Annotated in this window: 17 protein-coding genes and 2 pseudogenes; 5 read left to right on the top strand and 14 right to left on the bottom strand. The window is 63.3% G+C overall.

Going from position 1 to position 18,850, the window contains the following annotated elements:
- Window positions 1-8: 8 nt before the first annotated feature.
- From zapE to FS777_RS20750, 5 genes are all read right to left on the bottom strand, one after another.
- The gene (gene zapE / locus FS777_RS20770) at window positions 9-1,112 is read right to left on the bottom strand and encodes a cell division protein ZapE (protein WP_058639397.1); all 1,104 of its coding nucleotides are present in this window, start codon (window positions 1,110-1,112) and stop codon (window positions 9-11) included.
- Window positions 1,113-1,155: 43 nt separating this feature from the next.
- A complete protein-coding gene (locus FS777_RS20765) occupies window positions 1,156-2,307 on the bottom strand; it encodes a PQQ-dependent sugar dehydrogenase (RefSeq protein WP_145257500.1) in 1,152 nt (383 codons plus the stop codon).
- Window positions 2,308-2,341: 34 nt separating this feature from the next.
- A complete protein-coding gene (locus FS777_RS20760) occupies window positions 2,342-2,659 on the bottom strand; it encodes a hypothetical protein (RefSeq protein WP_058639395.1) in 318 nt (105 codons plus the stop codon).
- A 161-nt stretch (window positions 2,660-2,820) separates the two neighbouring features.
- Window positions 2,821-5,247: a TonB-dependent receptor gene (locus tag FS777_RS20755; RefSeq protein WP_145257497.1), complete on the bottom strand. Its 2,427-nt coding sequence runs from the start codon at window positions 5,245-5,247 to the stop codon at window positions 2,821-2,823.
- A 141-nt stretch (window positions 5,248-5,388) separates the two neighbouring features.
- The gene (locus FS777_RS20750; RefSeq protein WP_145257493.1) at window positions 5,389-6,513 is read right to left on the bottom strand and encodes a sigma-70 family RNA polymerase sigma factor; all 1,125 of its coding nucleotides are present in this window, start codon (window positions 6,511-6,513) and stop codon (window positions 5,389-5,391) included.
- Between the two features lie 131 nt (window positions 6,514-6,644).
- On the opposite strand from FS777_RS20750, the gene FS777_RS20745 reads away from it, so the two are divergent.
- On the top strand, window positions 6,645-7,127 hold the full coding sequence (locus tag FS777_RS20745; RefSeq protein ID WP_058639392.1) for an LEA type 2 family protein: 483 nt from the start codon (window positions 6,645-6,647) through the stop codon (window positions 7,125-7,127).
- A gap of 18 nt (window positions 7,128-7,145) precedes the next feature.
- Here FS777_RS20745 and FS777_RS20740 read toward each other — a convergent pair whose 3' ends face one another.
- On the bottom strand, window positions 7,146-7,409 hold the full coding sequence (locus FS777_RS20740; protein ID WP_058605664.1) for a hypothetical protein: 264 nt from the start codon (window positions 7,407-7,409) through the stop codon (window positions 7,146-7,148).
- Between the two features lie 122 nt (window positions 7,410-7,531).
- Here FS777_RS20740 and FS777_RS20735 point away from each other — a divergent pair, with 122 nt between their 5' ends.
- Window positions 7,532-7,852, top strand: a complete 321-nt coding sequence (locus FS777_RS20735; protein ID WP_027914998.1) for a YqjD family protein — start codon at window positions 7,532-7,534, stop codon at window positions 7,850-7,852.
- Between the two features lie 24 nt (window positions 7,853-7,876).
- Here the strand turns inward: FS777_RS20735 and FS777_RS20730 are convergent, their stop codons facing one another.
- Window positions 7,877-8,494: a tRNA-(ms[2]io[6]A)-hydroxylase gene (locus FS777_RS20730; RefSeq protein ID WP_145257490.1), complete on the bottom strand. Its 618-nt coding sequence runs from the start codon at window positions 8,492-8,494 to the stop codon at window positions 7,877-7,879.
- Between the two features lie 156 nt (window positions 8,495-8,650).
- Between FS777_RS20730 and FS777_RS20725 the strand changes: the two genes are divergently transcribed.
- Window positions 8,651-9,511, top strand: a complete 861-nt coding sequence (locus FS777_RS20725) for a universal stress protein (RefSeq protein ID WP_058639389.1) — start codon at window positions 8,651-8,653, stop codon at window positions 9,509-9,511.
- Between the two features lie 188 nt (window positions 9,512-9,699).
- Here FS777_RS20725 and FS777_RS20720 read toward each other — a convergent pair whose 3' ends face one another.
- From FS777_RS20720 to FS777_RS20705, 4 genes are read right to left on the bottom strand one after another with little or no spacing between them, the layout of a single operon-like run.
- Complete coding sequence (locus tag FS777_RS20720; RefSeq protein ID WP_058639388.1) at window positions 9,700-9,903, bottom strand: formate dehydrogenase subunit delta; 204 nt, start codon at window positions 9,901-9,903, stop codon at window positions 9,700-9,702.
- On the bottom strand, window positions 9,900-12,770 hold the full coding sequence (gene fdhF, locus FS777_RS20715) for a formate dehydrogenase subunit alpha (RefSeq protein ID WP_078478291.1): 2,871 nt from the start codon (window positions 12,768-12,770) through the stop codon (window positions 9,900-9,902). Before fdhF ends, FS777_RS20720 begins: the two co-directional genes overlap by 4 nt.
- Window positions 12,767-14,326: an NADH-quinone oxidoreductase subunit NuoF gene (locus FS777_RS20710; protein WP_145257487.1), complete on the bottom strand. Its 1,560-nt coding sequence runs from the start codon at window positions 14,324-14,326 to the stop codon at window positions 12,767-12,769. The genes fdhF and FS777_RS20710 overlap by 4 nt, the downstream gene beginning before the upstream one ends.
- Window positions 14,320-14,802, bottom strand: a complete 483-nt coding sequence (locus FS777_RS20705; protein WP_145257484.1) for a formate dehydrogenase subunit gamma — start codon at window positions 14,800-14,802, stop codon at window positions 14,320-14,322. Before FS777_RS20705 ends, FS777_RS20710 begins: the two co-directional genes overlap by 7 nt.
- 403 nt (window positions 14,803-15,205) lie before the next feature.
- Between FS777_RS20705 and FS777_RS20700 the strand changes: the two genes are divergently transcribed.
- Together FS777_RS20700 and FS777_RS20695 are read left to right on the top strand one after the other, a co-directional pair.
- Window positions 15,206-15,631, top strand: coding sequence for a GFA family protein (locus FS777_RS20700; RefSeq protein ID WP_058639408.1), 426 nt, complete (start codon window positions 15,206-15,208; stop codon window positions 15,629-15,631).
- A complete protein-coding gene (locus FS777_RS20695) occupies window positions 15,624-15,953 on the top strand; it encodes a hypothetical protein (protein ID WP_058605671.1) in 330 nt (109 codons plus the stop codon). Before FS777_RS20700 ends, FS777_RS20695 begins: the two co-directional genes overlap by 8 nt.
- Window positions 15,954-16,035: 82 nt before the next feature.
- Here FS777_RS20695 and FS777_RS20690 read toward each other — a convergent pair whose 3' ends face one another.
- From FS777_RS20690 to FS777_RS21975, 3 genes and pseudogenes are all read right to left on the bottom strand, one after another.
- Window positions 16,036-17,676: a methyl-accepting chemotaxis protein gene (locus tag FS777_RS20690; protein ID WP_145257481.1), complete on the bottom strand. Its 1,641-nt coding sequence runs from the start codon at window positions 17,674-17,676 to the stop codon at window positions 16,036-16,038.
- 63 nt (window positions 17,677-17,739) lie between these two features.
- A pseudogene (locus FS777_RS21980) lies at window positions 17,740-17,928 on the bottom strand (methyl-accepting chemotaxis protein); the annotation flags it as partial.
- A 129-nt stretch (window positions 17,929-18,057) separates the two neighbouring features.
- Window positions 18,058-18,660, bottom strand: a pseudogene (locus FS777_RS21975) (PAS domain-containing protein); the annotation flags it as partial.
- Window positions 18,661-18,850 lie beyond the last annotated feature (190 nt).

Below are 18,850 nucleotides of genomic sequence, written 5' to 3'. Positions count from 1 at the left end.
TGGCTGCATCAGGCGAAGCGCTGCAGCTGCATTTCACGCAGCCGGCTGAGGGTGCGCTGGTAGGGGAAGGCGAGATACCCCTGCGTGTACAGCGCCTCGAGCGGCACCTGCGCCTCCAGGTACAGCGCCACACGGCGGTCGTAGCACTCATCGACCAAGGCGATGAAGCGGCGCACGGCATCGTCCTTGGGCGAGAGTGCCGGCAAGTCGCGGTCGCCCGCTAGCACGCGGGAGGCGCCGTCCTCTGTGCCACGGGCGATACGCCCGGCCTGTTGCTGACCACTCAGCGCCGGTATGTCCGCGACCAGGATCGCCGCGAAACGGTCGCACAGCGCCATGAATTCCTGGGTAGCCATCGGCTGTTCGCACAACGCGTCGAAACGGCACCAGATGGCCTTCGCACTTCGGCGCACCACCTGCACCTGCCGACTGCCCAGCATGAGGGGCTGGTCGGTGCCTGGGTCGTCCGGGCTCAGTCGCTCGAAGACCGCGGCAAGGTGACTGCCCCGGTCGTCGGTGACCCAGTAGCGCTGGCACGGCAGGCCCGGGTGTTGCCGATGGTCTTGCTCGCCCGCTACCGGCAGCACACGCATGTGCCGCTCGATGGCAGCGATGGCGGGCAGGAAGCGTTCGCGGTTGAAGCCATCGCGGTACAGTTGCCCTGGCGGCTGGTTGGACGTGGCAACCACCACCACGCCCAGGTTGAACAGTACCTGGAACAAACGGCCGAGAATGATTGCGTCGGCAATGTCACTGACGAACAACTCATCGAAGCACAGCACGCGGATTTCGCTTCCTAGCTCCTGCGCCAGCGCCATAAGGGGATCCGCCGTGCCATTGAGCTGAAACAACCGACGGTGCACCCAAGCCATGAAGTGGTGAAAATGCTGGCGGCGACTCGGCACGGTCAGGCACCGGTGAAACTGATCCATCAACCAGGTCTTGCCCCGCCCCACTGGCCCCCACAGGTAGAGGCCCTGGCTGGATCGTCCACGTTCGACAGCCTCGAAGCAGGCCTGCAGCGCCTCGATGGCGAGGCGCTGTGCGGGGTCAACGACAAAGCCCTCGGTTTCCAGGGCTTGCTGGTAGCGTTGCAAGGGTTCGATGGTCATGGCGCATTGTACCTGTCGCCTCCTTGCCGACGACAGCGCGGCTTCAGTCAGGCCGCGCCAGGCCCACCTTCAGCAGCTCGCCATCCTTGGCATCGGTCAACACGTACAGGTAACCGTCCGGCCCTACCCGAACATCACGAATGCGCGCTTTCATATCGCCCAGCAGGCGCTCCTCGTGCACCACCTTGTCGCCCTTGAGCTGCAAGCGGATCAGCTCCTGCGTGGCCAATGCGCCGATGAACACGTTGTGATCCCATGCGGTGAATACGGGGCTGTCATAGAACGCCATGCCGCTGACACCGGGCGACTTCTCCCACACGTGGTGCGGATCGACCATGCCATCTACATGTTTACCCTTGGCCTCTGGTATGGGCAGCATCGAATAGTTGATGCCGTGGGTTGCGATGGGCCAACCGTAGTTCTTGCCCGGCTTCGGGATGTTGATTTCGTCACCGCCACGGGGGCCGTGTTCGTTGGTCCACAACGCGCCCGTCCAAGGATTCAACGCAGCGCCCTGCTGGTTACGGTGGCCAAACGACCAGATTTCGGGGCGCACGTTCTTCTGGCCATAAAATGGGTTGTCCTTGGGAACCTCGCCATCTGGCAGGATGCGCACGACCTTGCCCTGCAGCTTATCCAGGTCCTGAGCCGTCGGGCGCTGATTGTTCTCACCCAGGGCGATGAACAGATACCCGTTGCGGTCGAACACCAGGCGCGACCCAAAATGATTGCCCTCCGACAACTTGGGTTGCTGGCGGAAGATAACGGTGAAGTTTTCCAGGCGGGCACGATCGGTCGACAGCTGGCCACGGCCCACAGCGGTCCCGGCCTTGCCGTCGCTGCCCTCCTCGGCATAGGACAGGTACACCGTACGGTCCTTGTCGAACTCGGGCGACAAGGCCACATCCAGCAGGCCGCCCTGGCCCTCGGCCCAGACTTTGGGCACGCCACTGATGGGCGGGCCGACCTTGCCCTCGGCATTGATCACGCGCAGGTTGCCGATGCGTTCGGTGACCAGCATGTCCTGGCCGCCAGGCAGGAACGCCAGCGCCCACGGCGTACGCAGACCGTTGGCCACGGTATCGACGGTAAGGGTGCCTTCTTCACTTTTGAACGTCTGCTGGGCAGCGGCATGGGTTAACAGAGGCGCTAGTGCAGCAGCGGCCAGGGTAACCAGCCAGGTTGCTCGGGACATGCGAAGTTCCTTTGACAGATACGGGATGCTGGAGTCAGGGCGCGCGCGGGTTGTCCCGCGGGGGCCGCGTAGGTTCCAGATTGGGCGTTCGCTGCTGACGGCGCAGGTTCTCACCGTTGCCGATGCCGCGGTTCTCTACCGTCGGGGTGCGCGGCACGGGCTGGGTAGACGGGCCGCGCACAGGCGGCGTCGCCGGGACGCTGCCCTGACGGCTGTTGGGGTTGGCGCGTTGCACGGGGCTGTTGTAGGGGTTGTTGCCATTGGCGGCAATGTGCAGCCACGGCTGCGCGGTCGCATGGGTAGGTAACCAAACCGCCATACCTATTACCAACAACGGTAGTGTCAGTTTCATGCTTCACCTCCGTACGAAAACGCCTGGCCTGGTGGCTTTGATAGCCTACGGCCCAAAGGGTTCGAGTCAAAAGGCTTGGCGACGCCGCAGGTGATTCACGATGTTTCAACCAGCGCCCCTTGATCGGGGCGCCGGCGTTGCCTGGGCCGAGCGCATAAGCCTTAGTACGCAAGGCTCCAGGTCAGCGTGTAGGTCCTGCCTCGCCCTTGGTAATCGTAGAGGTAGGCAGGCCCGTAGGTGGGCGAGTAGAACAGCGTCGCCCGCTGGCCCCACACGGTGCTGTATTGCTTGTCCAGCAAGTTCTGGATACCTGCGCTGAAGGTGCCGTAGTCGGTGTCCTGGCTGCCCAGTAGATCGAGCGTGGTATAGCCATCGATCTTGTGTTGGGCATCGTCCTTCAAGCTGAAGGCCCGATTGGCCTGCAACCGCGCACTGCGCCCGTCATCCTTCCAGCCAACGAACGCGGTGGCTTTGGACAAGGAAGCATAACGCGCATCACGCTTGCGCCACCCGCCGCCGTCTGCCTCTTCCTCGGAACGGGTGAGGTGCAGCGTGCCGCCGGCTTCCCAACCTCGGTCGAAGTGGCGGGTGAGTGCCCCTTCGAAGCCAAAGTCGCGACTTTTCTGGTCTTCGACGTCAATGGTGAGGGTTTGCGAATCCACATTGATGATCTTGTCCGACCAGATGTAGTACAGCGCGGCTTGAGCGTCCCACTGCACGTCGGCATAGCGCCAGCCTAGCTCCACCTGGCGGCTCTTGATCCCGGCCAGCGGGTTGTCCCCGACACTAAGACCAGGTTTGCCGTAATACTTGGCCGGATCGGGCAGGTCAAAGCCTTCGCCGTAGTTGGCCCACAGCTGGTGGCCGTTCTTGAAGTCGTAGATCGCCCTCAGGTTGTAGAGATTGACCTGATAGTCGTTACTCCCACCTGGAACGCCCTTGTAGTCACCCACCTCCACATCCATCTGCTGGCGCCGGGCGCCGCCGGAGAACGTCAGGTTGTCGGTGGCGCGCCATTCAAGCTGGCCATACAGCGAGACCCCATCGATCACGTAGCTGGGGTAGCGCGCAGCCTTGCTGGCCTTGTCCAGGTCCAGCCCGCCGCTTTCAGAGGACACCCGCGCATCGAACACGGTCTGGTCAGCGTTGAAACGTTCGCGGTCAATGTCCACGCCATAGGTGAATTTCAGCGTGTCCCACTGCTGGGCGAACAGCCCTTTGAGGCTGGTGACCTCGAAGTTCTGCTGCGAGGCTGCAAAATACACACCGCGCGAGCCGGTCGGTGTACCACGGTTGTAGTACGGGAACGGGTAGAAGTTGTTGTTTTCCTTGCGGTAGGAAGCCTGCAGGTAGAAATCCTGGCCCAGCACATCATTGTGGTGGTAATTGGCATTGAGCAGCACGCGCCGGGTGCGCGGGTTCAGGTCGGACGAGTACCCGCTGCGCAACTGGGCCTCTTCGAGGTCGGAGGGGCCATTGTAATTGAGGTTGGGAAACCAGATGCCGGTGCTGCCATGGTTGCCGGAATCGTAGTACTGGGCCAGCAGGTCAAAGCTCTGTTGGTTATCGAACTGCATGCCCAGGCTGCCAAGCAGGTCCAGGGTGCGGTTGTATTGCAGGTCGGTCTGGGTATTGTCGATGAAGATCTGATCGCCTGCTCCATCGTAGAACGCCTCGTTCTGCTCGCCGGACACACCAAGACGCGCATTGAACCGCTCGTTGCCACCGCTGATCGACTGGGCGAAGCGGGTCGCCAGATCATCGCTGTTGTTGAAGCCGCTGCTGGCACCCAGCTGGGTTTCGAAACGCGCAGGGCCTGCCTCGCCCTTTTTTGTCACGATGTTGATGATGCCCCCGGTCGCACCGCCCCCGTAGATGGCGCTGGCGCCGGACAGCACTTCGACGCGCTGCACGTTGAAAGGCGAGATACTGTCGAACTGGCGCGACAGGCCTCGCGAGCTGTTCTGGCTGACGCCATCGATCATCACCAGCACGCTGCGCCCACGCATGTTCTGCCCGTAGTTGGTGCGCCCCTCCGGCGCCAGGTCAAGGCCAGGCACCAGTTTGCCGATGGCTTCCTTGAGGCTTACGCCACTGTCGATCTGCTCGCGCAGTTGCTGCTGATCGACCACCCACACGGTGCCTGGGATCTCGCTGATGGCAGTACTGGTGCGCGAGGCCACGCTTACTTCAATCGGCTTGAGGTTGATGGCCTGCAGGGAGGTATCGTGCTTGCGCAGCGTCACCGTCCGCGCATCGGTAAACTGCCAGCTCAAGCCGGTGCCTTCGAGCAACCGCTGCAAGGCTTGCTCGACACTGTAGGCGCCCTGCAGGTTCGGGCTCTGCAGGCCAGCCACGTCAGCGGTGGTGTACAGCAAATGCAGGCCGGCCTGATCGGCAAAGCGCGTCAACGCCTGGTCCAGCGGCTGCACCGGGACATCCAGCTGTACCTGCGCGGTCTGCACATATCCCTGCTGTGTTGCAGCAGCGACGTGAGCGGGCAGCGCGCCGGCCAATACGGCCAACGCGCCGCACGACATCAACACAGGTGGCAGAAAACGGCAGCGGCTATTCGAGAGCGTGGGCATGAGAGGCACAAGAAAGCTTCCAGGCGAGTCGTGAATGGGAATGGTTTGCGGCTTAGCCCCACTACGACGATCCAGCCCACGAGAACTTGCAGTGCCGATGAAAAGTTTTTTCGGTAGGTTTCGACAGGGCCGCTTTGAAGATCAATACACCACGGCGAGCCACGGCAGGTAGGTGACTTTCAGGCCATACCGCTGCTCCAGGGTGCGCAGCATGGCATGCGGATCATCCAGGTCGAACACGCCACTGACCTCAAGGCCCGCTAGCTGTTGATCCGACAACACGATACGCCCAAGGCGATAGCGCTCAAGCTCAGCCAGCACTTGGCCTAGAGGCTTGCCATTGAAGATCAACTTGCCCCGTTGCCAGGCCAGTTGCGCATCGGCATCGGCCGCTACGCTCAAGGCTTGAGCGCCCTGCCGCGCAGCACCCTGGCCAAGGACCACATGCCCGTCGCGCCGCACGCTGAACCTCGCCCCGGTGCCGTTTACCGGCAGCCCTGCCGTTTCGACCACGAAAGGACGGGCCTCGGCGGACGTCTCGAACAGCGCCTCGCCAGCCACTATCACCACCCGACGTGCGTGCGCGTCGAATTCCACCTTTATGGCACTGGCGCTGTTGAGGGTGACGCGGGTGCCATCGGGCAAGGTGAGCATGCGCCGCTCGCCGGTACCGGTGTGATAGTCGGACAACCATACAGGTGCCTGCTGCCACGCCAACCAACTGCCCAGCATCAACGCCATGCACGCCGCGACACCGGCCTTCTGCAGCCATCCCCGGCAATGCCGCAGCGCCTGTCCGATGTACTTGGCCACCATGCTTTCGGACACGCCGAGCCTTTGCGCCACCTGCCTTTGCGTCAACCCTTCCACGCGATTGAGCAACAGCGCCTGGCGCGCTTTGGGGGGCAGTTGCAGCAGAGCCTGATCGAGAATCTGCAGGCGCTCGCTGGCCAGTAACGCCGCCTCCGGTGCCGGCGCGCCACAGGCCACGTGTACCATGCCCTCACTGTCGTCGTGGCAGGCGGCAAGGCGCTGGTCACGACGCAGGGCATCGATCGCAATGTTTCCCGCCACGCGAAAGATGAAGCTACGCGGGTGCAGCACCGGCACAGCGTGCGCATCGATCTGCGCAAGCCTCAAGTAGGTTTCGTGGGCAACGTCCGCAGCGCGCTGGCGATCACGCATGCGCCGGGTCAGAAACTGCCACAAGTCGTCATAGTGTTCCTGGAAACTTGCCAGCAGGCCCGGCACGTGAGACGTCAGCATGGTTAGGCAACTACACAGTAAGAGAAATTATCGGGCGTTAATGAGAAACAGTATCTTTCATCTCTACCGACACTTTCAACGCTGCCGAGCATTTGCCACACTGCCGGACGATTCTTTCCAAGGCCTCGCCCATGACCCTTCGCCCTTCGCTCATCACCCGTCTGCTCACTGTCCTGCTGATGTCGGCGACCTTGGGCGCGTGCGCGCTGTTGCAACCCCGGGATCCGGTTTCGATCAGCGTGATCGGCTTGGAGCCCTTGCCTGGACAGGACCTGGAGTTGCGCATGGCGGTAAAGCTACGGGTGCAGAACCCCAATGAGACGCCGATCGAGTACAACGGTATTGCAGTGAACCTGGAGGTCAACGGCCAGCCATTGGCAGCGGGCGTCAGCGACCAGGCCGGACAGATTGGCCGGTATGGCGAGGCGGTGGTCCAAGTGCCGGTGAGCATCACCGCATTTGCGTTTCTGCGCCAGGCCTATGGGCTAGGCAAGCTGAACGCGCTGCAAGGCCTGCCCTACACGCTGCGCGGCAAACTGGCCAGCGGCCCTTTCGGCACGGTGCGGTTCAGTGACAAAGGCACGCTGGACCTGCCCAAGGGCGACGAGTGGTAAGACGGCACATGCACCCGCTCAGCGAGCGGCGCTGGCAGCGGCCATGAGCTTGTTGACTTCGCTGCGCACCATGCTGGCGTATTCGGGCGGGGTCATGTTGTCCAGCTCATTGCGCACCCATTCGGCCCACTTGCCCTTGCGCCGAGGTTTTTCGGCGATAAGCCGGGCCGCCTCGCCCTTGGCCTTACCCAGGTTGGCCTGCCACATCTCGAACAGCCGGGCTTTCTCGGCCTCGATCTGTGCCCGTTCCTCGTAGCTCATGTTGGCCAGATTGAAACTCATGAATCACCTGCCTGATGGAAATGACCGGTATCTTACACCAAGGCGCCAGCGCCCACTGCGAGGCAACTTTTCTGGCGCACGAGTATCCATTGTTCTAACGACCCGTCCAGGAGGAGCATGGCATGGCCCGTAAAAATGCCGCAGTACCCGACAGCGACCAGATCAAGGACCAGGTATTCAGCGAGCTGCAGGCGCTGATCGAGGAATCCGAGCGGTTGCTCAACGACAGCGCTGCGCTGGTTGGCGAAGAGGCCGAAACCCTGCGCACCCAGATCAGCCTCAAGCTGCGTCAGGCCCGGGAAGCGGCCGGCAACCTGCGTGACAAGGCAAAGCCCATGGTCGCGGCCACCCAGGACTACATTGGCGGCCACCCGTGGCAGACCGTGGCACTTTCAGCGGGCGTTGGCCTGGTGGTGGGCCTGCTGCTGGGCCGGCGCGACTGACACCTATCCTGCCGCCTGCTGTGCTCAGGCGGCCAGTGCCAGCGGTATACCGCTGTGAAAACGCAGCTCTTGATCCGGTGAGGCGATGAGTTCCGCTTCAGCGGCGCGTACCAGTTCAACCCGGCGCGCAATGTCCGCCTCATCGCCATAGTGGTGCGCCAACTTCAGGTAGCCCTGATAGTGGCGCGCTTCACTCTTGAGCAGGCCGTGATAGAGACGGCCCAGTTCTTCATCCAGGTGCGGCGCCAGGGCCGCGAAGCGTTCGCAGCTGCGTGCTTCGATAAATGCCCCGACCACCAGCGTATCTACCAGCTTGACCGGCTCGTGGGCACGCACCAGACGACGCAGGCCCGAGGCGTAGCGACCCGCCGACACAGGGCGCAGGGGTATGCCTCGGCGCTTCATCAGCCTCAAGACCTGCTCGTGATGAACCAGCTCCTCGCGCGCCAGGCGCGACATCATGTTGATCAGGTCAACATGGGTGTTGTACTTGGCGATCAGGCTCAATGCCGTGCTGGCCGCCTTGAACTCGCAATTCTTATGGTCGATCAGCAGTGTTTCCTGATCGGCCAGCGCCGCCTCGATCCAGGCATCGGGTGTAGGGCAGCCCAGGAAGGCGTCGATTTCAGGGATCAGGGACATAAACGATACGACCATACAGAGACAGACAGGGGCGGCGATTATAGCGGCGGCAGGCAACGGCGTCAGTTGCTATGCTTGATGTGCATCAAGCGTCAGCGCCACGCGCGCGGCCTATAGTCTGGCACCGCCTGCCCACGTTCCAGGGAGTACACGCCCATGCAAGCCGTCCGCAGCATTCTCGTCGTCCTTGACCCTGAGCACGCCCACAGCCGGGCGCTGACGCGCGCCAAGCTGATCGCCAGCGTCACTGACGCGCGCCTGCACTTGTTGATGTGTGACAAGCGCCGCGACCACAGTACGCTGTTGAGCCTGCTGGGCAAGCAGTTACAGGAAGACGGCTTTGACCACGTCACCCATGAAGCGGCGTGGCGAGACAACCTGCATGACACCATCATCCACGTGCAGCAGCGCGAAGGCTGCGAGTTGGTGATCAAGGAGCATCGCCCCGACAATCCGCTCAAAAGGGCCCTGCTCACCCCTGCCGACTGGAAGCTGCTGCGCGCCTGTCCGTGCGCGGTGCTGATGGTCAAGAGCGAGCGCCCATGGACCGGCGGCAACGTACTGGCGGCGGTGGATGTGGGCAACCAGGACGAAGACCACCAGCGCCTGCATGCCAGTATCGTCGACCACGGCTACGAGATTGCCAGGCTGGCCAAGGGGGCGCTGCATGTGATCAGCGCCCACCCATCGCCGATGCTGTCGGCGGCCGACCCTGTCTATCAACTGAGCGACACCATCGAACAGCGTTATCGCCAGGCGTGCGCGGCTTTCCAGGCACAGTACGGTATCGCCGACGATTGCCTGCACGTGGCTGAAGGCCCGGCCGATGTGCTGATTCCCCATACGGAAAAACAGCTGGATGCGGTGGTGACGGTGATCGGTACCGTGTGCCGCACAGGGCTTACCGGCGCGTTGATTGGCAACACCTGCGAGGTAGTACTCGATGCACTGGAGGGGGATGTACTGGTGTTGAAAAGCGAGGAGGCGATGGCGCATCTGGCGGATGCAGCACGATAGTGAGCCGCATGCAGCCCCCTGTAGGAGCGGCCTAGTGCCGCGATGGGCCGCAGCGCGGCCCCGGCAATATGCGCTGCGAAGCTGAAATTCTGGGGCTGCTGCGCAGCCCATCGCGGCCGGTCCGGTGCCCCAGCAAGGCCGCCAGACGGCACCTCGCCAGCCGTGTACTAGATGACAGCTAACACCTTCTAACCCAACGCCTCCTTAACCTTAGGATCCAACCCCTCCCCCGCATTGGCCTCGATCCATTCTCCCAGCTGCCGGCGCATGGCCGGCGTCCAGAAGTTGTGTAGATGCTGGCGAACGCCCTGCACAGCCAGGTCCCGATTCGGCTCGCTGTCGAAGTAGTGGGCAATCTGGTTGGCCATCTTCACCAAGCTGTCCTGGCTCATTGGCGCACCTCGGCTTTCTCGACAGATCGGCGCTCCTGCAACAGCCGACGCTGTTCGTCACTGAAATCCTGGTAACGCTTTTGCCACTCAGACGGCTGGAACACTTTGACCACCTCAACTGCCGTTACCTTGTATTCGGGGCAGTTGGTCGCCCAGTCGGAATTGTCGGTGGTGATCACGTTCGCGCCCGACTCCGGGAAGTGGAAGGTGGTGTAAACGACGCCTGGCGCCACGCGGCTGCTGACCTTGGCGCGCAGCACGGTCTGCCCGGCACGGCTGCCGATACCGACCCAGTCACCGTCCTGGATGCCACGGCTTTCGGCATCGGTCGGATGGATCTCGAGGCGATCGGCATCGTGCCAGGCGACGTTGCCCGTGCGCCGGGTCTGGGCACCGACGTTGTACTGGCTGAGAATGCGCCCGGTGGTCAGCAGCAGCGGATAGCGGCTGTTAACCTTCTCGTCGGTCGGTACGTACCCGGTCAGCATGAACCGCCCCTTGCCCCTGACGAACTGATCGATGTGCATGGTGGGCGTGCCATCGGGCGCTGCATCGTTGCACGGCCACTGCAGGCTGCCGTGACGCTCGATTTCGGCGTAGCTCACCCGGCGGAAGGTCGGCGTCAAGCGGGCGATCTCATCCATGATCTCGGAGGGGTGACGGTAATTCATCGGGTAGCCCAGCGCATTGGCCAATGCCACGGTCGCTTCCCAGTCGGCCTTGCCCGCCAGTGGCTCCATGACCTTGCGAACCCGCGAGATACGGCGCTCGGCGTTGGTGAACGTGCCGTCCTTTTCCAGGAACGAGCTACCCGGCAGGAACACATGGGCGAACTTGGCGGTTTCGTTGAGGAAAATGTCCTGCACCACCACGCACTCCATGGCCAGCAGGGCGGCGGTAACGTGCTGGGTGTTCGGATCGCTCTGGGCGATATCCTCGCCCTGGCAGTACAACGCCTTGAAGCTGCCATCCAGGGCCGCTTCGAACATGTTGGGGATGCGCAGGCCCGGATCAGGGTGCAGCGTCACACCCCAGGCCTGCTCGAACTCGGCCCGTACACCTTCGTTGGAAATGTGCCGGTAACCCGGCAGCTCGTGAGGGAACGAGCCCATGTCACAGGAACCCTGGACGTTGTTCTGCCCACGCAGCGGGTTGACCCCTACCCCTTCACGGCCGATGTTGCCAGTGGCCATGGCCAGGTTGGCAATGCCCATCACCGCGGTGCTGCCCTGGCTGTGCTCGGTCACGCCCAGGCCATAGTAGATGGCCGCGTTGCCGCCGGTGGCATACAACCGGGCCGCGGCGCGAATCTGCTGCGCTGCAACGCCACACACCTGGCCTAGCACTTCGGGGGCATTTTCCGGCAGGCTGACGAAGTCGCGCCAGCGGGCGAATTCTGTGGTTTCGCAGCGCTCGTCGATGAAGTCCTGGGCCAGTAGCCCCTCGGTCACGATCACATGGGCCAGGGCGTTGAGCATGGCCACGTTGGTGCCGGGACGAAGTTGCAGGTGCAACTCGGCCCGGGCATGGGGCGAATCCACCAGGTCGATGCGGCGAGGGTCGATCACGATCAGGCGAGCGCCTTCGCGCAGACGGCGCTTGAGCTGTGAACCGAACACCGGGTGCGCATCGGTCGGGTTGGCGCCGATAACCAGCACCACATCGGCCTTCATCACCGAATCGAAGCTCTGCGTACCGGCCGACTCGCCCAGCGTCTGTTTCAAGCCATAGCCGGTGGGGGAATGGCAGACACGCGCGCAGGTGTCGACGTTGTTGTTGCCGAAGGCCGTGCGCACCAGCTTCTGAACCAGATAGGCCTCCTCGTTGGTGCAGCGGCTGGAGGTGATACCGCCAATGGATTCCCGACCATACTTGAGCTGGATGCGGCGCAACTCGCTGGCGGCGTAGGCCACCGCCTCGTCCCAGCTCACTTCCTGCCACGGATCTTCCAGGCGCTTGCGAATCATGGGTTTGGTGATGCGGTCCGGGTGCGTGGCGTAGCCCCAGGCGAAACGGCCCTTGACACAGGCATGGCCGTGGTTGGCCCCGCCGTTCTTGTCCGGGACCATGCGCACCAGTTGGTCGCCCTTCATTTCGGCACGGAACGAGCAGCCAACCCCGCAATAGGCGCAAGTGGTGATCACCGCACGTTCCGGCTGGCCCAGTTGCACCAGGCTTTTCTCGGTCAGCGTCGCGGTCGGACAGGCCTGCACGCAGGCGCCGCACGACACGCACTCGGACGTCAGGAAATTATCGCCGCCTGCCGCCGCCACCCGGGATTCGAAGCCACGTCCGGTGATGGTCAGGGCAAAGGTGCCCTGGATGTCCTCGCAGGCACGCACGCATCGGCTGCAGACGATGCACTTGCTGGGTTCGTAGTCGAAGTACGGGTTGGAAATGTCCTTCTTTTCGGCCAGATGGTTGGCACCGTCATAGCCGTAGCGCACCTCGCGCAGCCCCACCTGCCCGGCCACGGTCTGCAGTTCGCAGTTGCCGTTGGCCGAACAGGTCAGGCAATCGAGGGGGTGATCGGAGATGTACAGTTCCATCACGTTACGGCGCAAGCCCGCCAGGCGCGGCGTTTCGGTGCGCACGACCATGCCTTCGGTGACGGGCGTGGTGCAGGAGGCCGGGTAACCGCGCATGCCCTCGATTTCCACCATGCACATGCGGCAGGAGCCGAAGGCTTCGAGGCTATCAGTGGCGCACAGCTTTGGAATGGTCGTGCCAAGCATGGCGGCTGCACGCATCACCGACGTGCCAGCAGGAACGCTGATCGCGCGGCCGTCGATGTTCAGGCTGACCTGCACTTCGCTGTCACGGGCTGGCGTGCCCAGGTCGGTTTGCGGATCGAAGATATGGATCATTGCGCGGCCTCCGCTTGGGTCAGCCCGAAATCGGCAGGGAAATACTTGAGGGCGCTGGCGACCGGGTAAGCGGTCATACCGCCCATGGCACACAGCGAGCCGTACTGCATGGTGTCGCACAAATCGCGAAGCAGCAGTGCCTGGTCATGGCGCTCGGTGATGTCATCGCTGGCAATCAGCCGGTCCACCACTTCCATGCCACGGGTCGAGCCGATACGGCACGGGGTGCACTTGCCGCAGGACTCCTCGGCACAGAACTGCAAGGCGAAGCGGGCCATGCTGGCCATGTTCAAGGTGTCGTCGGCCACCACCACACCGCCGTGGCCGAGCATGGCGCCCACGGCCGCGAAGGCCTCGTAGTCCAGCGGCGTGTCGAAATGGCTGGGGGGTACCCAGGCGCCCAACGGCCCACCCACCTGGGCGGCCTTCAGCGGCCGGCCACTGGCCGTGCCGCCGCCGTAGCCCTCCACCAGTTCACGCAGCGTCAAGCCGAAGGCGCGCTCCACCAGGCCGCCGTGGCGAACATTGCCGGCCAGCTGGAACGGCATGGTGCCCAACGAGCGGCCCATGCCGAAATCGCGGTAGAACGGTGCTCCCTTGGCCAGGATGACAGGCACCGAGGCCAGGGTCAGCACGTTGTGCACCAAGGTCGGCAGGCCGAACAGGCCTTCCAGCGCCGGGAGCGGCGGCTTGGCGCGAACGATGCCGCGCTTGCCTTCGATGGACTCGAGCAGCGCGGTTTCTTCACCGCAAATGTAGGCGCCTGCGCCCACGCGCACTTCGAGGTCGAACGCCTTGCCGCTACCGGCCACATTGGTACCCAGGTAGCCTGCCTGACGTGCGATGACGAATGCCTGGTCGAGTGTGGCGATGGCGTCCGGGTACTCCGAGCGCACATAGATGTAGCCCTTGTCGGCACCCACCGCCAGGCCAGCGATGATCATGCCCTCGATCAACAGGTACGGGTCGCCTTCCATCAACATGCGGTCGGCGAAGGTGCCGGAGTCGCCTTCGTCGGCGTTGCACACCACGTACTTCTGGGCAGGCTTGGCGTCGCGCACGGTGCGCCACTTGATGCCGGCAGGAAACGCAGCCCCGCCACGACCACGCAGGCCGGAATCGAGCACGGCAGCCACCACCTCGGCGCCGTCCATGGCAACGGCCGCTTCCAAGCCGGCAAAGCCACCATGGGCGCGGTAATCGTCCAAGGACAAGGGGCGAGTAATGCCAGCACGCGCGAACAGCAGGCGCTGCTGGGTCTTGAGGTAAGGCATGTCTTCCACAGGCCCCAACGCCAGCGGATGGTCTGCCTGCCCACCGATCATGGCGTCCAGCAGGCCGGGTACATCCTGCGGCGTCACCGGCCCGAAACCCTGCCGGCCCTGCTCGCTGTCGCACTCGAGCAGCGGCTCGAGCCAATAGAGGCCACGGGAACTGGTGCGCCGAATGTCCAGCTGCACATTGCGCCGCTCGGCCTCGCGCTGCAACGCCTCGACCACCTGGTCTGCGCCGACGGCACGGGCCACCGAATCGCGGGGGACATGGACCTTCAGCATGTGGCGCCCTCCTGGCAACGCTTGACCAACTCGCGTAGCCGCTCGGGCGTGAGCCGGGCGTGCACCTGACCGTCCAGTTCAAGGGCTGGCGAACAGGCACAGGCGCCCAGGCAATAGACCGGGCGCAGGCTGATGGCACCGTCGGCGCTGGTGCCATGGTCATCGAGCGCCAATTGCTCGCGCAGCTGCGCGGCCAGGGCCTCGGCGCCACGGCTCTGGCACGACTCGGCCCGGCACAGGCGCAGGGTGTGCCGGGCTGGCGCGGCAGTGCGGAAATCATGATAGAAGCTGATGACGCCCTGGACCTCGGCCCGGCTCAGGTTGAGTGCGTGGGCGACCACGCCGACGGCGGCATCGGGAATGTACCCGACAGCATGCTGGATGGCGTGCAGTATCGGTAGCAGCGCACCAGGGGTTTCTTGGTGATCGGCCACGATACGTTGGACAGCGGGCAGGTGGAGCATTTGATCAGGCATACAGCGGACCTCGGCATCACGGCCCGCCCCTGTTGTTGTACTGGCGGGTTCCGGCGTGTTCTGCTGCGGCGCGCCAGCCACGTCACGGTTGCGTGGAGCAGGCGGCCTCCTTGCCATCGTCCATGCGTCTGCGCGCGGGTCCAATGGCATCCTGCAAGCATGGCACTTGCTGCACCGGAAGGTTGCGCGCGAACGACCAGCCGCATTCTGAAACCGACGTCCCACGGCTTTACGGGCTGATCGAGCTTCGGGCTCGCCAGCACGCGCTTGTGCCCCCTGACGGTCAAGGACGTGCGAAAACCGCTTCCCAGGCACCTGCCACCGACACGTGTGGCCAGAACCGGCTCGACTCCCCTTGGCGCTACGTTTAAGCTGGCGCCTTTTCCTACGCATGGAATCGCGTTTGTCTAGCACATACCAGGGAAGCTGCCTTTGCGCGGCAATCGGTTATGAACTGCTCGGCCCGCCCAAGGCCGTGAGCCACTGCCATTGCAGCCAGTGCCGCAAAGGCCATGGGGCTGCCTATGCCTCATACGGCAGTGTGCCGCGTGAGGCGCTGCGCATGCTGCGCGGCGCTGACCAGCTTGCGGCCTATGCCTCGTCCCCCACGGTCCTACGGCAATTCTGTGCAGCCTGCGGCTCGAGCCTGTTCTGGTCACGCAATGCAGGCCAATACGCCGATTGGATCTCAATCGCCCTTGGCACGCTCGATACCCCCTTCGTACCCACACGTGATACCCACCTGCATCTCGACGCCGCGGCGCCCTGGCACCTGCCATCAACCCTGTCGAACGAGATTGACTCACTGAAAAGGAAGCTCAATGCGTAAACTCAAACTCGCCCTCGCCGCCCTGCCGTTTTTCGTCATCGCCGGTTGTGGCAACGACGCCCTGGAAGGCACCTACGAGCAAACCACGACCGTGATGGGTATCCAGAGCCCGAAACAGACCTGGGAGTTTTCCAAGGACTACATCATCACCAACGGCAACAAGCTGAAGGTAGATGAATGGGAGCGCAAGGATGACGTGGTCACCGCGCGCAACAAAGATGGCATGGCGCTGATCAACGTACGCGTGCTCGACGGCGGCAAGCGCCTGGAGGCCGTCGGCGGTAGCGACATGGCCAAGAACGTCTTCGTGCGCGTCGACTGAAAGCCCTCGCGCCGCCCTCCGCAGGTAAGTGCACCACTGCAGTGGGCGGGGCATGACACGCTACAGATCGTCTACGCCCTGTTCAGAGCTTGAAGGTGCTGACCATGTCGTTGAACGAGATGGCCAGGCGGGACAGCTCCTGGCTGGATGCGCTGGTTTGATGCGCACCGGCCGAGGTCTGGGTCGACAGGTCCTGGATGTTGATCAGGTTGCGGTCCACCTCGCGGGCCACATTGGCCTGCTCTTCGGACGCCGTGGCGATCAACAGGTTGCGGTCGTTGATCTGGGCGATGTTCCGGGCGATCCGCTCCAGCGATTCCCCGGTCGCCTGGGCCAAGGCCTGGGTGCTATCGGCCAGGTTTCGGCTGTTGCCCATGGCCTTGACCGCATCGTCGGCACGGGCCTGAACGCCTGTGATCATGGCTTCGATCTCGCCCGTTGAGGCCTGGGTACGCGCCGCCAATGCCCGCACTTCGTCTGCCACCACCGCAAAACCTCGGCCCTGCTCGCCAGCCCGCGCCGCCTCGATGGCCGCGTTGAGCGCCAGCAGATTGGTCTGTTCGGCAATGCCGCGGATCACATCGACCACCTTGGCGATGTCGCGCACGCTACCGGCCAGCTCCCCAACGATGACCGTGGACTGTCCGATTTCGCTGTTCACGCTGGTTATGGCCTGCACGGCTTCGCGCGCCTGGTCACGGCCACTGGCCGCTTCCGCGGACGTCTGCCGGGAGGCTTCGGAGGTGGAGGTGGCGTTGCGTGCCACCTCCTCGACCGCCGCACTCATTTGCGTGACGGCCGTGGCGGCCAGCTGAATTTCATCATTCTGGCGCGTGAGCCCGCGGGTGCTCTCATCGGTGACGGCGTTGAGCTCTTCGGCCGCGGAGGCGAGCTGATCCGCTGCGTTGGCGATTTGCTCCAGGGTGCGCTTGAGGCCTTGCTGCATGACCCCCAGGGCGTTTAGCAGTTGGCCGGTCTCGTCGGCGTGACCTGTCGCCACGGGTTTGCTCAGGTCGCCGCCTGCGATGCGCTCGGCCGTATTCACCGCCAGCGCGATCGGTTTGCTGATGACCCGGCTGATGAACATACCCAGCAAAATGGCGGCTACGAACGCCGCACCGATACCCAAGTACAGGTTGAACTTGGCCGCCGCCTCGTTGTGTTTTGCAGCTCGCGCACCTTCATCGATCTGCCGGTTATTGGACTCGACCATGGTGGTCAAGTCGTCGAGCACGGTACGAAATGCCTGGTGCAATTCGCCGGCCATCAATTGCCTGGCTTCGGCCAAGTCACCTCGTGCGATGGTGGCTACCGTCCGATCCATGATGGCCTGGTAGGCTGGCCAGTCTTTTTCCATACGATCGCCCGCAAGGCGTTCATCGTCGGACAACGGCGTTGCTCGATAGATCGCGAATGCCTGCTCGCTGCTCTGCCGGTTTTCTTTCATGGACGCAAGAATGGCAGCGCGTTCAGCTTCGGGCGCATTGATTGCGGTAGCCGCTACAAGCCGGTAAAGGTCCTGGCTCTGGGCAATGGCACTGGAACGCGCCTCTGCAACCTGGGCCACCGACACGAGATTGTTGGCAAATACACTTTGCAAACTAGACGAAAGCGAGCCGATTCCTTGGCTACCGACAACTCCTACACTCAAGGTGATCAGCGCGCACAGCGCGAAAGCGAGGTACAGCTTGACCGACAACCTGGCATCGTAGAACCAATTCATGAGTTAAACCCTGGAACGAAGTGAGAGAAAAACGAGCTGTCAGCCGCGCATCATGTCGGCCGCCTGCTCGGTAGCCTCCGTCGTGCGCGTGGCCAACTTGCGTACTTCATCGGCCACCACCGCAAACCCCCTGCCCGCCTCCCCGGCACGTGCTGCCTCGATAGCGGCATTGAGCGCCAGCAGGTTGGTCTGGCTGGCAATGCTCTGAATGGTGCCGACGATCTGGGTAAGCTTGGTGATGTTGGATTCCAGGGTGCGCTGGTGGGCTGCTTCGGTCTCACGCATGGCAGACTGCTGGTGCTCCAGATCAACGTCCACCAATGCCCCGACCACACGTAACGGCGCGCCGTAGGAATCGCGTTTGGTCTGGCCACGGGCGCGGAACCAGCGGTACTCCCCGCTTTTCATTTTCAATCGGTACTCGATGTCGAACGGCGTCTTGCCCGTACGGTCGTTCAGGTGCGCCTGGAAGGCTTCCAGGCTGTAGGCCTTGTCCCCCGGGTGCAGGCGTGAGGCCCAGCTGTCCAACACGTCCGGGAATTCTTCGACGGTTTCGAAGCCCAGCAAACGGCGGAACTGCGGCGACCACCAGAAGGGATTCTTGGGATTGACGGGGTCACCGGCGATCACTTCCATGTCCCACAGCCCGTCCGAGAGCATTTCCCGCGCCAGTTCGAAACGGGTGATGATCACGTCGTGCTCATGTTCGCGCTGCAACTCGTCGTGGATGTCGCGCAAGGCGCCGGCAACGCGCAAAGGCACGCCCCGTGCATCGCGCAGGGTTTCACCCTGGGCGAAGAACCAGCGGTAGCTGCCGTCTTTCATGGCCAGACGGTTGCGCACCCGGTAGGGGGTCATGCCTGATTTGTCGTTCAGGTGGCGAGCGAAGGCGTCCAGGGTGGCGGCCTTGTCTTCCGGGTGTAGGCGGTCAGCCCAGCTGGCCAGGACATTGGGAAAATCGCGCTCGTCGCGAAACCCCAGCATTTCGCGAAATTGCTGCGACCACCAGAAGCGGTTGCGCGGGTTGACCGGGTCACCAGCCACCACTTCCATGTCCCACAAGCCTTCGCTAGATGCACGATTGACCAGGTCGAATCGGGTTTCCGAGGCGCGCGCATTGGCGTCGGCCTCGGCCAGCATCAACCGGGCGTTTTCCAGCTCGCGCTCAAGCTCG

Source organism: Pseudomonas sp. DE0157 (assembly GCF_007678615.1).
Lineage (GTDB): Bacteria > Pseudomonadota > Gammaproteobacteria > Pseudomonadales > Pseudomonadaceae > Aquipseudomonas > Aquipseudomonas parafulva_B.
This window is presented reverse-complemented; position numbering and strand designations above follow the sequence as displayed.

Coding starts and splice junctions, on each gene's coding strand:
- zapE (WP_058639397.1), bottom strand. CDS start 1,112: ATGACCATCGAACCCTTGCAACGCTACCAGCAAGCCCTGGAAACCGAG.
- FS777_RS20765 (WP_145257500.1), bottom strand. CDS start 2,307: ATGTCCCGAGCAACCTGGCTGGTTACCCTGGCCGCTGCTGCACTAGCG.
- FS777_RS20760 (WP_058639395.1), bottom strand. CDS start 2,659: ATGAAACTGACACTACCGTTGTTGGTAATAGGTATGGCGGTTTGGTTA.
- FS777_RS20755 (WP_145257497.1), bottom strand. CDS start 5,247: ATGCCCACGCTCTCGAATAGCCGCTGCCGTTTTCTGCCACCTGTGTTG.
- FS777_RS20750 (WP_145257493.1), bottom strand. CDS start 6,513: ATGCTGACGTCTCACGTGCCGGGCCTGCTGGCAAGTTTCCAGGAACAC.
- FS777_RS20745 (WP_058639392.1), top strand. CDS start 6,645: ATGACCCTTCGCCCTTCGCTCATCACCCGTCTGCTCACTGTCCTGCTG.
- FS777_RS20740 (WP_058605664.1), bottom strand. CDS start 7,409: ATGAGTTTCAATCTGGCCAACATGAGCTACGAGGAACGGGCACAGATC.
- FS777_RS20735 (WP_027914998.1), top strand. CDS start 7,532: ATGGCCCGTAAAAATGCCGCAGTACCCGACAGCGACCAGATCAAGGAC.
- FS777_RS20730 (WP_145257490.1), bottom strand. CDS start 8,494: ATGTCCCTGATCCCTGAAATCGACGCCTTCCTGGGCTGCCCTACACCC.
- FS777_RS20725 (WP_058639389.1), top strand. CDS start 8,651: ATGCAAGCCGTCCGCAGCATTCTCGTCGTCCTTGACCCTGAGCACGCC.
- FS777_RS20720 (WP_058639388.1), bottom strand. CDS start 9,903: ATGAGCCAGGACAGCTTGGTGAAGATGGCCAACCAGATTGCCCACTAC.
- fdhF (WP_078478291.1), bottom strand. CDS start 12,770: ATGATCCATATCTTCGATCCGCAAACCGACCTGGGCACGCCAGCCCGT.
- FS777_RS20710 (WP_145257487.1), bottom strand. CDS start 14,326: ATGCTGAAGGTCCATGTCCCCCGCGATTCGGTGGCCCGTGCCGTCGGC.
- FS777_RS20705 (WP_145257484.1), bottom strand. CDS start 14,802: ATGCCTGATCAAATGCTCCACCTGCCCGCTGTCCAACGTATCGTGGCC.
- FS777_RS20695 (WP_058605671.1), top strand. CDS start 15,624: ATGCGTAAACTCAAACTCGCCCTCGCCGCCCTGCCGTTTTTCGTCATC.
- FS777_RS20690 (WP_145257481.1), bottom strand. CDS start 17,676: ATGAATTGGTTCTACGATGCCAGGTTGTCGGTCAAGCTGTACCTCGCT.